Annotated in this window: 12 protein-coding genes; 11 read left to right on the forward strand and 1 reads right to left on the reverse strand. The window is 73.0% G+C overall.

Features of this window, described 5'->3' with window-relative positions; genetic code table 11:
• Positions 1-83 precede the first annotated feature (83 nt).
• From TPA0908_RS19780 to TPA0908_RS19830, 11 genes are read left to right on the forward strand one after another with little or no spacing between them, the layout of a single operon-like run.
• A complete protein-coding gene (locus TPA0908_RS19780) occupies positions 84-1607 on the forward strand; it encodes an ABC transporter substrate-binding protein (RefSeq protein WP_281940036.1) in 1524 nt (507 codons plus the stop codon).
• A 2-nt stretch (positions 1608-1609) separates the two neighbouring features.
• Positions 1610-2455 (forward strand): ABC transporter ATP-binding protein, encoded by an 846-nt coding sequence (locus tag TPA0908_RS19785; protein ID WP_281940037.1) that lies wholly within the window; start codon positions 1610-1612, stop codon positions 2453-2455.
• Entirely contained in the window at positions 2452-3375 is a 924-nt protein-coding gene (locus tag TPA0908_RS19790; RefSeq protein ID WP_281940038.1) for an ABC transporter permease, read from the forward strand. The genes TPA0908_RS19785 and TPA0908_RS19790 overlap by 4 nt, the downstream gene beginning before the upstream one ends.
• 5 nt (positions 3376-3380) lie before the next feature.
• Positions 3381-4271 (forward strand): ABC transporter permease, encoded by an 891-nt coding sequence (locus TPA0908_RS19795; protein WP_281940041.1) that lies wholly within the window; start codon positions 3381-3383, stop codon positions 4269-4271.
• On the forward strand, positions 4268-5059 hold the full coding sequence (locus TPA0908_RS19800; RefSeq protein ID WP_281940043.1) for an ABC transporter ATP-binding protein: 792 nt from the start codon (positions 4268-4270) through the stop codon (positions 5057-5059). Before TPA0908_RS19795 ends, TPA0908_RS19800 begins: the two co-directional genes overlap by 4 nt.
• A 17-nt stretch (positions 5060-5076) precedes the next feature.
• On the forward strand, positions 5077-6495 hold the full coding sequence (locus tag TPA0908_RS19805; protein ID WP_281940044.1) for a zinc ribbon domain-containing protein: 1419 nt from the start codon (positions 5077-5079) through the stop codon (positions 6493-6495).
• Entirely contained in the window at positions 6485-7669 is a 1185-nt protein-coding gene (locus TPA0908_RS19810; RefSeq protein ID WP_281940045.1) for an acetyl-CoA acetyltransferase, read from the forward strand. Before TPA0908_RS19805 ends, TPA0908_RS19810 begins: the two co-directional genes overlap by 11 nt.
• Positions 7666-8604 (forward strand): SDR family NAD(P)-dependent oxidoreductase, encoded by a 939-nt coding sequence (locus tag TPA0908_RS19815; protein WP_281940046.1) that lies wholly within the window; start codon positions 7666-7668, stop codon positions 8602-8604. Before TPA0908_RS19810 ends, TPA0908_RS19815 begins: the two co-directional genes overlap by 4 nt.
• A gap of 14 nt (positions 8605-8618) precedes the next feature.
• Positions 8619-9113, forward strand: coding sequence for a VOC family protein (locus TPA0908_RS19820; RefSeq protein WP_281940048.1), 495 nt, complete (start codon positions 8619-8621; stop codon positions 9111-9113).
• On the forward strand, positions 9113-10639 hold the full coding sequence (locus TPA0908_RS19825; protein ID WP_281940050.1) for a class I adenylate-forming enzyme family protein: 1527 nt from the start codon (positions 9113-9115) through the stop codon (positions 10637-10639). Before TPA0908_RS19820 ends, TPA0908_RS19825 begins: the two co-directional genes overlap by 1 nt.
• The gene (locus tag TPA0908_RS19830; protein WP_281940052.1) at positions 10636-12243 is read left to right on the forward strand and encodes a class I adenylate-forming enzyme family protein; all 1608 of its coding nucleotides are present in this window, start codon (positions 10636-10638) and stop codon (positions 12241-12243) included. The genes TPA0908_RS19825 and TPA0908_RS19830 overlap by 4 nt, the downstream gene beginning before the upstream one ends.
• A 9-nt stretch (positions 12244-12252) precedes the next feature.
• Here TPA0908_RS19830 and TPA0908_RS19835 read toward each other — a convergent pair whose 3' ends face one another.
• Positions 12253-13224: an MBL fold metallo-hydrolase gene (locus tag TPA0908_RS19835; protein ID WP_281940053.1), complete on the reverse strand. Its 972-nt coding sequence runs from the start codon at positions 13222-13224 to the stop codon at positions 12253-12255.
• Positions 13225-13298 lie beyond the last annotated feature (74 nt).

Here is a 13298-nt window from a genome sequence, read left to right on the forward strand (position 1 = left end):
CGGCTGGTCGGTACTTTGTGGCGAACGTCACCGCCGCCTCACGCGGAAGACATGACGGGTCCATCGCTGTGAAGGACACCACGATGATCATGAAGTCCTTGCGTTCCCGGCGCTTCCTGGCAGTCGCCACCGCCCTGACCCTCGCGAGCGCCGGCCTGACCGGATGCGGCGGCTCCGACTCCGACGACGCCGGCGCGTCCGGCACGGCCACCATCCGGGCTCTGCTCGCCGCCCAACCGGCGACGCTCGACCCGATCGTGGGCGCACGCTCCGCCCAGATCGTCTGGGCGACGATGCTCGAACCCCTGATCGACACCGGCGACGACCTGACGCCCACCGACACCGGCCTGGTGACGAGCTGGACCCGCACCGACGCCACCACCTGGACCTTCAAGGTCCGGCCGGACATCAGCTTCAGCAACGGCGAGAAGGCCGACGCGGCAGCGGTCGCCAACACCATCACGCTCACCCGGGACAGCGCCGCGTCGCAGCTCAAGTCCTACTTCGGCAACGTCACCGCGATCGAGGCGCCGGACGCCACCACCGTCGTGGTCAAGACGAAGACCCCGCAGTACGACATCCCCGACCTGCTCACCACCGTCTACCTGGTGCCGCCGAAGTACTACCAGGAGAAGGGCTCGGAGGGCTTCGCCGCCGCGCCGGTCGGCACCGGCCCGTACGTCTGGGGCGGCGCGAACGCCGGCCGCGACATCTCGGTCAAGCGCAACCCCGACTACTGGGGCACCAAGGCGACGAACGAGGGCGTCACCTTCACCTGGGCGAACGAGGCCGCCCAGCGGCTCGCGTTGATCCAGAGCAAGAGCGTCGACGTCTCCTTCGACCTGCCGCCGGCGCAGGCGAGCGCGGCCAAGGCGGCGGGCGTGAACGTGGTGAGCACCGAGACCGCCATGAAGATCATCGCGTTCCTCGACTCGACGAAGGCGCCGTTCGACGACCCGAAGTTGCGCGAGGCGGCGGCGCTGGCCGTCGACCGCGACGCGATCGTCAAGGGCATCTTCGACGGCCAGGCGGTGCCCGACGCCGGCCTGCTCAACGTCCGACCCGGTCAGCAGCCGACGCAGCGCGTGACCGCCGACCCCGCCAAGGCCAAGGAACTCGTCGGCGGCGCGACCCCGAGCGTGCAGATCAGCTACCCGGCGGCGCAGTACACCAACATCGAGGAGGTCTCGCAGGCCGTCGGTGGCAGTCTGGAGAAGGCCGGCTTCAAGGTGACCTACGTGCCGCTCGACTACGGCACGCTGGTCAAGCGGATCATCGGCCGCCAGGTCCCCGGCATCGCGATCTTCGCCGGCGTCCCGAACGTCGCCGTGCCGGACTACTTCGTCAGCGGCTTCATGAAGACGAAGTCGATCACCGGCAACTGCCCCGACCCGCAGATCGACGCGCTCGCCCAGCAGGCGTTGGAGCAGGACGGCGCCGAGCAGGCCACCCCGATCTACGAGCAGCTCAACACGATCGGCGTGGTCCAGAAGCACTGCTACGTCCCGCTCTACCGGCAGGTGTTCAACTACGCCACCGGCCCGGGTGTCGCCGGCGTGGTGTTCGGCCCGCTGAACACCGTGGACTTCACGAAGACGACCCGCTGACGATGGCCGAGGTAGTCAAGACGGGGGCGCCGGGCGACACCGGCCGGCGCCCCCGCACCCCGGCGGCGGACACCCCCGTACTGGTGGTCGACGACCTCGTCGTCGAGCACCGCAACGACCGCACCGGTGAGGTCTTCCGGGCCGTCGACCGGGTGTCGCTGCGCATCGAGGCCGGCGAGAGCGTCGCCGTCGTCGGTGAGTCCGGCTCCGGCAAGACCACGCTCGCGATGGCCGCCACCGGCCTGGGCCCGCGCGGCGCGGGCCAGATCCGGCTGCTCGGCCACCCGCTGCACGCGACCAGCCGCAGCCAACTGCGTCGGCTTCGCCCCGACGTTCAGGTGGTGTTCCAGGATCCGCACGGTTCGCTGGACCCCCGCCAGTCGGTCCGGTCCGGGCTGCGGGAGCTGCGCTCGCTGCAACCCGAGCGGACCTCCTGGATCGGCGACGCCGACCTGCTCGGCCGGGTCCGGCTCGCCCCGGACCTGCTCGACCGCTACCCCCACCAACTCTCCGGCGGTCAGGCGCAACGGGTCTGCATCGCCCGCGCCCTGCTCATGCGCCCGCGCCTGATCGTGGCCGACGAGCCGACCTCCGGCCTCGACGTCTCCGTCCAGGCCGACGTCCTGGCCCTGCTCCGGCAGATCCGGGCGACCACCGGCGCGGCACTGCTGATGATCAGCCACGACCTGGCCGTGGTCCGCTCCGTCTGCGACTCGGTGCACGTGATGTACCGGGGCCGGGTCGTCGAGGCCGGGCCCTGCGAGACGGTCTTCGGCACACCCGAGCACGACTACACCCGCGAACTGCTCGCCGCGATGCCCGGCGCGCGATGGAGGTCCCGCCGATGAAGGCCCGCACCGTACGCCGCGTCGGCGGCCGGCTCGCCTCGCTGTTCGCCTCCCTGCTCATCGCGCTCAGCCTGGCGTTCCTGCTCGGCCGCCTCTCCGGCGACCCGACCGCCACCATCCTCGGCCCGATGGCCCCGCCCGAGCAGCGCGAGGCGCTGCGCCACCAGCTCGGCCTGGACCTGCCCGTCGCCGCCCAGTACCTCGACTACCTCAAGGGCGTCTTCACCGGCGACCTCGGCCAGTCGCTGCAGTTCTACCAGTCGAACGTCTCGATGATCGCCGATCGGTTGCCGTACACCCTCCAGCTCGTCGGCGCCGGCATGGCGCTGGCGCTGCTCGTCGGTGTCCCGCTCGGGGTGCTCGCGGCGACCCGGGAGGGCACCTGGTGGGACCGGGGAGCCTCCACGCTCGCGCTGCTCGGGCAGTCGGTGCCGGTCTTCTGGTTCGGCATGATGCTCGTGGTGCTGTTCGCCGTGCAGCTCGGCTGGCTGCCCGCCGGGCAGTCGGGCAGCCCGAAGCACCTGGTCCTACCCGCCCTCACCATGTCGGTCTACCCGATGGCGCACATCGCCCGACTCACCCGGGCGTCGATGAGCGACGCGCTGGCCGAGCCCTACATCGACTCCGCTCGCGCCCGGGGCATCAGCGCCGGCCGGGTGGTGTGGCGGCACGCCTTCAAGAACGCCATGATGCCGATCCTGACGATCGTCGTGCTGCAGACCGGGATCCTGCTCTCCGGCGCGGTCGCGGTCGAGTACGTCTACTCCTGGCCGGGGCTCGGGCAGCTCGCGTTGCAGGCCATCCAGTTCCGCGACTTCCCGCTGGTGCAGGCGATCGTCGTCTTCGGCGCGCTGGTCTTCGTGCTGTTGAACCTGCTCGTCGACGTGCTGCACTCGGTCGTCGACCCGAGGGTGCGGTGACCACCGTGAGCCAACTCGAACTCGACCCCGTCGCCGCCACCGTGTCGCCGCCCCGGCGGGCCGGCCGCCGCGGGCGTACCTCGGTCTTCTGGCTGGCGGTGCCGCTGGTGGTGGCCGCCGTCGCGGTGTTCGTGCTGCCGCTGACCGGCCTGCTGCCTGAGGCCGGTCAGGACCTGGCCGCGACCCGCCGGCCGCCGGCCTTCCTCGACGGCGGCACCTGGGCGCATCCGCTCGGCACCGACAAGCTCGGCCAGGACCTGCTCACCCAGTTCGTCTCGGCCGGCCGGCTGACCATCGTGATCGGCCTGGTCGGCGCGCTCGTCGCGATCGGCCCCGGCACGCTGCTCGGTCTGCTGGCCGGCTACTTCCGGGGCGGCGTCGACCGGGTCATCTCGATCCTCATCGACGCGCAGCTGGCCCTGCCGTTCATCCTGGTCGCCCTCGCCATCATCGCGAACCGGGGCAGCTCGCTGCCGGTGCTGTTCCTGGTGCTGGCGCTCACCGGCTGGGCGGTGTGCGCCCGGGTCACCCGCGCGGCGACGCTGGCGATCCGGGAACGCCAGTTCGTCATCGGCCTGCGCGCCGCCGGCGCCTCGGAAGCACGGATCGTGTTCCGGCACATCCTGCCCAACCTGGCCGGCACCATCGTCGCGCTCGGCACGCTCCAGGTCGGCACCGCGATCCTGGTCGAGAGCGCGCTGAGCTTCCTCGGCCTGGGCGTGGTCCCCCCGATGAACAGCTGGGGCTCGATGCTGGCCTCCGGCCAGGACGAGCTGAGCCAGGCCTGGTGGATCGCGTTCTTCCCCGGGCTCGCCATCACCCTGCTGGTGCTCCTGGTGAACCTGCTCGGCGACGCGCTGCTCACCCACCACGACCCGCGGAAGAGGCGCCGATGACCGCGCTGCTGGAGTTGTCCGGACTGTCCGTCACCGTCCGCCTCGCCGACGGCGAGCTGCGCCTGCTGGACGACGTCGACCTGCGGATCCGCCAGGGCCAGATCGTCGGCGTGGTCGGCGAGTCCGGCAGCGGCAAGACCACCCTGGCCCGCGCCGTGGTCGGCCTGCTCGACCGCAACGTACGGGTCGAGCGGGGCAGCGTCGCGCTCGCCGGTGACGTGGTGGTCGCCCCCGGCGTCGACCGGACCGACCGGGTCCGGGGCAGCGCCGTGGGCATGGTCTTCCAGGACGCGTCCCGGTCGTTGAACCCGCTGATGAAGGTCCGCACCCAGCTCGCCGAGGTGCTGCGTCGCCACGTCCGCGACATCACCCGGGCCGAGGTCGAGCGGCGCTCGGTGGAGGTGCTGGCGCAGATGCGCATCACCGACCCCCCGCGCGTCCTGGACAGCTATCCCCACCAGCTCTCCGGCGGGCTCCGGCAACGGGTCGCCATCGGCCTCGCCGTCGTCACCCGCCCCGCGCTGGTGATCGCCGACGAGTGCACCACCGCCCTGGACGTGACCACCCAGACCAAGGTCGTCGACCTGTTCCGCACCCTGGTCGACGAGCTCGGCATCGGCCTGCTGTTCGTCACCCACGACCTGATGCTGGCCAGCGACCTCTGCCATCGGATCGCGGTGATGAGCGGCGGCCGGGTCGTCGAGCAGGGCGACGCGACGGACGTGCTGGACCACCCGCGGCAGGACTACACCCGGCGCCTGCTCGCCGCCATTCCCTCGTGGAGCTGAAGGAGAACGCGCGCCCCATGTCCGAACAGCCCGGCATCGACGCCTACGCGGCCTACCTACCGGCGTACGCGCTCGACGACAACAGACTGGACGTGACCGGGCCGCCGCGTGCCGGCGGCCCGGCGCGCGGCGTCGCCGCGTACGACGAGGACGCCGTCACCATGGCCGTCGAGGCGTTGCGGCACATCGCCGCCGACACCCCGGCGGGCCGGCAGCTGCTGCTCGCCACCACCAGCGCGCCGTACGAGGCGAAGACCTCGGCCGGGGTGGTGCACGAGGCGCTGGGGCTCGACCCCGGCGTGACCGCGCTCGACCTGCGCGGCCACCGCGCCGGCGCGTCCGCCCTCGACCTGGTGCTGCGGGCCGGCGCGACGGCGGCGCTGGCCGACGTGCGGACCACCCGGCCCGGCGCGCCCGACGAACTGGCCCAGGGGGACGCCGCCGCGGCGTTCGTCGGTGGCCTTCGGGCCGCCGTGCTCCTCGCGCGCGTCGGCCGGACCGCCGAGGTGCTGGACCGGTGGCGGCTGCCCGGGGAGCGGCACGACCGGGTCTGGGACGAACGGTTCACCGCCGAGATCCTCGTCGCCGCCGGCCTCGACGCCGCCCGCCGGGCCCTGGCCGAGGCGTCCCTCGACACGGTCGACCAGGTGGTCGTGTCGTCGTCGAACCCGCGGGCCGCGACGGCGCTGCGCCGGGCGCTCGGCGGCTCGGGGCAGGACGCGGCCATCGAGCGGGCCACCGGCTTCACCGGCGCCGCCCACCCCGGGCTGCTGCTCGCCGCCGCGCTCGACGAGGCACCGCCCGGTCAGAGCATCCTGCTGCTGTCCGCCACCGAGGGCGCCGATGCGTTCGTGCTGCGGGTCGGTGCCGGGGTACGCGCGGCGCGCGGCGGGCCGTCGGTACGCGCCCAGCTCGCCGCGCGGCAGCGCCTCGGCTACGGCCGCTACCTGCGCTGGCGCGGGTTGCTCGACGTCCAGGGACCGGCCCGGCCGGCGGCGCCGGCGCCGGCCGCCCCGCCGATGCACCGGCGGGCCGGCTGGAAGTACCGGCTGGAGGGCAGCCGGTGCGACGCCTGCGGCCGGGTCACCACGCCGCCCGGTCGGGTCTGCGCGTCCTGCGGCGTCGACGGGTCGGGCGCCGCGACCGCGAAGGTCTCGCTGCGCGACCGCACCGCCCGGGTGGTCTCGGCCACCCGGGACCACCTGACGACCATGCCGGAGCCGGAGGTCGCCATCGTCGTCGCCGACGTGGACGGCGGCGGCCGGCTCAGCGCGTACGCCACCGACGTCCCGCCCGGCGACGTCGTGGTGGGCATGCCGATGACACCCACCTTCCGGCGGCTCTGGACCACCGACTCGATCCACAACTACTTCTGGAAGCTCCGCCCGGCCCGTCCGGAAACCGCGCCAGGGAAGGACACCGCTGATGGCCAGTAGGCGTACCGCGCAGGACGTCGCGATCGTCGCGATGGGCTGCACCCCGTTCCGGGACCACTGGGACCGCTCCGCCGACGACCTGCTCGTCGACGCCGTGCGGGAGTGCGTCGGGTCGCTGCCCGACGTCACGCTCGACGACGTCGACGCGTTCTGGGTCGGCACCCAGGGCTCGGGCATGTCCGGGCAGACCCTGGCCCGCCCGCTGCGGCTGGTGGGCAAGCCGGTCACCCGGGTCGAGAACTACTGCGCCACCGGGTCGGAGGCGTTCCGCAACGCGGCGTTCGCGGTGGCATCCGGGGCGTACGACATGGTGATGGCGACCGGCGTGGAGAAGCTGAAGGACTCCTCGTACTCCGGCCTGTCGGCGGTGTTCCCGCCGGCCGACGGCACCGACGTGGACTGGACCGCGCCGGCCGGGTTCTCCCTGCTCGCCCCGGCCTACCAGGAGGCGTACGGGGTGGACGCCGGGCAGATGCGCGGCGCGCTGACGAAGGTCGCCATGAAGAACCACGCCAACGGCGCCCGCAACGAGCGCGCCCAGTTCCGCAGGGCGGTCTCCGCCGAGACCGTGGAGAACTCGCCGCGGATCGCCGGGCCGCTCGGGGTGATGGACTGCTCGGGCGTCTCCGACGGCGCGGCGGCGGCGATCCTGGTCCGGGCCGAGGACGCCCACCGGTACACCGACAAGCCGGTCTACCTGCGGGGGATGAGCTTCGTCGCCGGCTCGGGGGCCGGGCTGGCCGCCGACGGCTACGACTTCACCACCTTCCCCGAGGTGGTCGCCGCGGCCGGCGAGGCGTACGAGCAGGCGGGCGTCACCGACCCGGCGTCGGAGATCTCGCTGGCCGAGGTGCACGACTGCTTCACCCCGACCGAGGTGGTGCTGATGGAGGATCTCGGCTTCTCCGCGCGCGGCAAGGCGTGGCGCGACATCCTCGACGGCCGGTACGACCTCGACGGGGCGCTCCCGGTCAACACCGACGGCGGCCTCAAGTCGTTCGGCCACCCGATCGGCGCGACCGGACTGCGGATGATGTTCGAGTGCTTCACCCAACTGCGGGGCGAGGCCGGCGCGCGGCAGGTGCCCGACGCCCGGCTGGCGGTCGCGCAGAACCTCGGCGGGCAGCCGGGCTCCTGCGTCGCGTTCGTCGCGGTCCTGGGGCACCAGCGATGAGCGGCCGGGTCACCCTCGACGGCCGGGTCGTGATCGTCACCGGCGCCGGCAACGGCATCGGCCGGGCGCACGCGCTGGCCCTCGCCGAGCGGGGCGCCTCGGTGGTCGTCAACGACCTCGGCGGCACGGTCGACGGCTCGGGTTCCTCCGGCGCGGCCGAGCGGGTCGTCGCGGAGATCCGCGCGGCCGGCGGCGTCGCCGTCGCGTCGACCGACTCGGTGGCCACCGCCGCCGGGGGCGCCGACCTCGTCGGCCGGGCGATCGACGGGTTCGGCCGGATCGACGCGGTCATCCACAACGCCGGCATCCTGCGTGACCGGACGCTGGCCAAGATGGCCGACGAGGACGTACGCGCGGTGCTCGACGTGCACCTGGCCGGCGCGTTCCACGTGCTGCGCCCCGCCTGGCCGCACCTGGTCGAGCGGGGGTACGGCCGGATCGTGCTGACCAGTTCGTCGTCCGGCCTGTTCGGCAACTTCGGCCAGGCCAACTACGGTGCCGCCAAGGCCGGCCTGATCGGTCTGATGAACGTGCTCGCGTTGGAGGGCGCCCGCCGGGGCATCCTGGTCAACGCGATCGCGCCCACCGCGGCGACCCGGATGACCGAGAACCTCCTCGGTGAGCTGACCGACCGGTTCGACCCGCGGCACGTCGCCGCGGTGGCCACCTTCCTCGCCTCCGAGCAGTGCCGGCTCAACCGGCACATCCTCACCGTCGGGGGCGGCCGGGTGGGGCGGATCTTCCTGGGCGTCACCCCCGGCTGGTACGGCGGGACCGAGCCGGCCTCGCCCGACGACATCCTCGACGCCGTCGACGACATCTGCCGGCTCGACGACTTCATCGTCCCCGACAGCGGCGCCGACGAGGTCACGCTGATCCAGCGCGTCCTCGGCGGGCCGTCCGGACCGTCCGCCCGAGCCGTCGCGAATCAGTGAGAAAGCGAGTCATCATGCCGGTCAGCGAAGTGCACCACGTGGCCATGACCGTCTCCGACGTCGACCGCGCCGCGGACTTCTACGAGCGGGCGCTGGGTTACCGCCGGACGTTGCGTACCGAGGTCGGCGGCCCCGGGATCGAGGTGTCGCTGGGACTGCCGGCCGGCACCACCGGCCGGGTCCAGTACCTCCAGGGGCCCAGCCGGATCGGGCAGCTCGAACTCATCGAGTGGAACGGCGTCAAGACCCGCACGGCCACCGCCGGGCACCTGGAGCTGGGCACGTTCCTGCTCAGCTTCGAGGTGCCGCGCGACGAGCTGGACGAGCTGCACCAGCGGCTGGTCGACCTGGGCGCGGAGTGCCTGTCCGCGCCGAACCGGGTGCTGCTGGAGAACTACGGCCACATCACCGCCTTCGCCGCCCGCGACCTCGACGGCAACCTGCTCGAGTTCGTGTCCCTGCCGTCCCGGGAGGAGATCCTGGCCCGGCGGCGGGGGAGCGACGACTGATGGCCGGCAGCAACGTCACCGAGACTCTGCGCCGCCAGGCGTTGCGCCGCGCCGACTCCGAGGCCCTGGTCGACGGCGACGCCCGCTGGACGTACGCCGAGCTGGACGCGGACGTCGACCGGCACGCGGCGGCGCTGCGGGACGCCGGCCTCGGCGACGGTGACCTGGTCGGGGTGCTGGGACGCAACACCGCCACCTACGTCATCGAGCTGCTGGCGCTGAGCCGGCTCGGCGCGATCTCGGTGCCGCTGAACTGGCGGCTGCACGTCGACGAGCAGGCGTACGTCATCACGCAGGCCGGCATCACCGGCCTGCTCTACGACGACGCCTTCGCCGACGACGTGGCCCGGTTGGCGGCCGCGACCGGGTTGCGGGCGCTCGTCGCCAACGGCGATCGGGTGGTCGCCGGCGCCCGGCGGCTGGCCGACCTGCGGGACCGGCAGCCGCCGGGGGTGCGGGTCGCCGACGCGGAGAAGGGGCCCGCCGACATCCACCGGCTGCTCTACACCTCGGGCACCACGGCGCGGCCCAAGGGCGTCATCCACACCTGCGGGAACCTCACCGCGAACCACTTCGCGCAGATCCTGGAGCTGGAACTCACCGCCGACGACCGGATCCTCGTCTCCGCGCCGCTGTTCCACGTCAGCGGTCTGGAGGCGCCCGGCCTGGCGACGTTCGTGGCCGGCGCGACGATGGTGCTCACGCCGACGTTCACGCCGGCGGACATCGCCCGGATCGCGGCCGGGGAACGCGTCACCGGCATGGTCCTGGCCGCGCAGATCCTGTTCGGACTGCTCGACCTCGACGAGCCGCCGGACCTGTCGTCGCTGCGCTACCTGCTCTTCGCCGGGGTCGCGCCGGGCGTGCGGCGCGAGGTGAAGCGCCGGCTGCCGCACGTGCGCCTGGTCGACACGTTCGGCATGACCGAGCTGTGCAACGGGGTCTGCTACCTGGACGCCGCCCACGAGGAGTCCAAGCTGGGCGCGCTGGGGGCGCCGTTCCCCGGGGTGCACATCCGGATCGTCGACGAGCACTTCCGGCCGGTCGGCCCCGACGTCGAGGGGGAGATCATCGTGCGGGGGGAGAAGGTCTCTCCCGGCTACTGGAAAGACGACGAGGCCAACCGGCGTACCCGGCGTGACGGTTGGTTCCTCACCGGCGACATCGGGCGGATCGACGCCGACGGCTACCTGTGGTTCGTCGACCGCCGCGCCGACCTGATCAAGTCCGGCGGGGAGAACATCGCCGGGGCCGAGATCGAGCGGGTCCTCGCCCAGCACCCCGGCGTCGCCGAGGTCGCCGTGATCGGGGTGCCGGACCCGCGGTGGGACGAGGTCCCCAAGGCGTTCGTCATCCTCACCGACGGGGCGGTCACCACCGTCGAGGAACTGCGCGAGCACTGCCGGGCCAGCCTGGCCCGGTACAAGGTGCCGAAGTACGTGCAGATCGTGGCGTCGTTGCCGCGCAACGACTCCGGCAAGGTCCTGAAGAAGGGCCTGCGCGAGGCCGAGGCGGCCCGGGCGTGAGTGAACGCACCGAGCGCAGCGAGGGCCGTGAGCGCATGCCCGGTCGGCACGGCGTGAGCACCGCGAACCTCGCCGCGATGCTGGCCGGCAACGCCCGCCGGTTCGCCGATGCCGACGCGCTCGTCTTCGAGGGCCGCCGGTGGACCCACCGGCAGCTCGACGACGACGTCAACGCCCTGGCCGCCGGCCTGTCGGCCGAGGGCGTACGCCGGGACAGCCGGGTGGCGATCGTGGCGAACAACGTGCCCGAGTTCCTGCTCCTGTCGCTGGCGCTGGCGAAGCTCGGCGCGGTCTTCGTGCCGCTGAACTACCGGCTCACGCCCGCCGAGTTGGCCCAGCTTCTGGGGCACGCGCGGGTCGAGGCGGTCGCGACGGTGCCGGAGTACGCCGGGCTCACCGGCGCCGCCACCGCCGACCTGCCGGACGTACGCCGGTTCGCGCTGGAGCCGATCGACGGCGGCTGGCTCGACCTGCGGGCCCTCGTCGAGGCGAACCGGGGCGCCCGGGTCGCCGACGCCGACCTCGACGACGCGGCGCTGCAACGGATCGTCTACACCTCCGGCACGACCAGCCTGCCCAAGGGCGTCCTGCTCACCCACGGCAACGTGAACATGAACATGCACGCCCAGATCGTCGAGCTCGGGCTGCGGCCGACCGACCGGATCCTGAACGTCGCGCCGCTCTACCACGTCGGCGGCACCGACCTGCCCGGCTACGGCATCTGGCACGTCGGCGGCTGCATGGTGCTGCACCGGCGGTTCGAGCCGGCGGCGGTGCTGCGGGCGATCGAGACGGAACGGATCACCGGCATGGTGCTGGCGGCGACCATGCTCGACATGGTGCGCCGGGAGGCGGGCGCCGGGACGGACCTGTCGTCGGTGCGGTGGCTCATCTACTCCCAGGTCACGTCCGCGTTGTTCGGCGTGGCGCGGGGGCTGTTCCCGAACGCCCGGCTGATCGAGGGCTACGGCCTCACCGAGACGTGCAGCGGGCTGACCTATCTCGACGCGGCGCACCAGGAGGCCAAGCAGGGCTCGGTCGGCATCCCGGTGCCGTGGGTGCAGGTCCGGGTGGTCGACCCGGACGGCGACGACGTGCCGGTCGGCGTGGACGGCGAGGTGGTCGCGCGGGGACCGAAGGTGAGCCCCGGCTACCTCGACGACCCGGAGGCGACCCGCGACGCGTTTCGGGACGGCTGGTTCCACACCGGTGACATCGGCTGCTTCGACGCCGACGGCTATCTCTACATCCGCGACCGGCTCAAGGACATGATCCGCAGCGGCGGGGAGAACATGTCCAGCGCCGAGATCGAGAACGTGCTCGCCGACCATCCGCTCGTGCTGGCCGCGTCCGTGGTGGCGGCGCCGCATCCGGTGTGGCTGGAGGTCCCGGCCGCGTTCGTGATCGGCCGGCCGGGGTTGAGCCCGGAGGCGCTGATGGCGCACGCGCGGCAGCGGCTCGGCCGGTTCAAGCTCCCGAAGGAGGTCTACCTGGTGCCGGAGTTCCCGACCAACCCGTCGGGCAAGGTGCTCAAGCGGGCGCTTCGGGAGCTGCGGTCCTCGTTGCGGCCGGACTGGACGTACGACGAGGCCCGGCGGGACTGAGCGGTCCGGTCACCGGGCGGTGTTCGCGGCGTGGCGCAGCAGCGCGAGCGTGTGCACGAGCGCGAACCGCCGGGTGCCGCGACCCAGGTCGTCCCACGGCTTCTTCCAGGTCGTCCGCCGCGCGAGGTCCCAGGCGGTGGCGCCGTCGCCGATCAGGCCGCGCAGGGCCTCGACCTCGTCGCGGTGGAAGGCCGCGAGCGCGTCGGCGCGGGCGGCGACGTCCCGGTACGGGAACTGGTGCGCGGGGCAGGCGATCTCGGCGCCGAGGTCCCGGATGCGTCGGAGCGACCGGAACAGGTCCGCGGCCGGGTCGTCCTCGGGGCGGCTCACGATGGCGAGCTGGGTGGGTCCCTCGGCCATCATGGTGTCGCCGGTGAAGACCAGGCCGCGGGTGTCGAAGTAGACCGTGTGCCCGTAGGTGTGCCCGGGGGTGGGCACGGCGTGGATGGTCACGTCGCCGAAGCGGAGCTCCGTCCGGCCGGTCAGGCCGACGTCGAGGCGCAGGCTCTCGTGGTGCACGGCGACCTCGACCGCGTCGGCGTACATGCCGTCGACGACGTCGGGTGGGGCGCCGGTGAGGCCGAGCGCGGTCCGGAGCTGCTGGAGGAAGCTGCCGCGGCGCCGGTGCATGGTGGCGAAGTCGTCGGCGCCGCCCATGACGATCCGCGCGCCGGAGACGGCCCGCAGCCGGTCGGCGAAGCCGACGTGGTCCGGGTGGTTGTGGGTGAGCAGGACGGTGGAGATGGCGTCGACCCGGTGCCCGATGGACGCGAGCGACCGCTGGAAGGACGCCCAGCAGCTCGGGTGGTCGTAGCCGGCGTCCACGAGGACCGGGCCGTCGCTCGTTTCGACCAGGAAGACGGTGATGGACCGCAGGGCGCTGCCGTGCAGGGGGACGGGGACGGCCCAGACGCCGTCGACGACCTCGGTGGGGGCGGGCACCTGGCGGGCTCGCCAGCTGGCGGCGTGTACGTCGCTCACGGGTATGGACATCGTCCGGGTGCTCCCTTACTGTGAGGCATCAACATACCGGATGGTCGGAATCTAATTCAAGG

The organism is Micromonospora sp. AKA38, from assembly GCF_027925725.1.
Lineage (GTDB): Bacteria > Actinomycetota > Actinomycetes > Mycobacteriales > Micromonosporaceae > Micromonospora.

What these genes read in the sequence shown, in the direction of transcription:
- TPA0908_RS19790 (WP_281940038.1), top strand. Translation starts at nt 2,452, where the DNA reads ATGAAGGCCCGCACCGTACGCCGCGTCGGCGGCCGGCTCGCCTCGCTG.
- TPA0908_RS19785 (WP_281940037.1), top strand. Translation starts at nt 1,610, where the DNA reads ATGGCCGAGGTAGTCAAGACGGGGGCGCCGGGCGACACCGGCCGGCGC.
- TPA0908_RS19820 (WP_281940048.1), top strand. Translation starts at nt 8,619, where the DNA reads ATGCCGGTCAGCGAAGTGCACCACGTGGCCATGACCGTCTCCGACGTC.
- TPA0908_RS19810 (WP_281940045.1), top strand. Translation starts at nt 6,485, where the DNA reads ATGGCCAGTAGGCGTACCGCGCAGGACGTCGCGATCGTCGCGATGGGC.
- TPA0908_RS19780 (WP_281940036.1), top strand. Translation starts at nt 84, where the DNA reads ATGATCATGAAGTCCTTGCGTTCCCGGCGCTTCCTGGCAGTCGCCACC.
- TPA0908_RS19815 (WP_281940046.1), top strand. Translation starts at nt 7,666, where the DNA reads ATGAGCGGCCGGGTCACCCTCGACGGCCGGGTCGTGATCGTCACCGGC.
- TPA0908_RS19800 (WP_281940043.1), top strand. Translation starts at nt 4,268, where the DNA reads ATGACCGCGCTGCTGGAGTTGTCCGGACTGTCCGTCACCGTCCGCCTC.
- TPA0908_RS19805 (WP_281940044.1), top strand. Translation starts at nt 5,077, where the DNA reads ATGTCCGAACAGCCCGGCATCGACGCCTACGCGGCCTACCTACCGGCG.
- TPA0908_RS19825 (WP_281940050.1), top strand. Translation starts at nt 9,113, where the DNA reads ATGGCCGGCAGCAACGTCACCGAGACTCTGCGCCGCCAGGCGTTGCGC.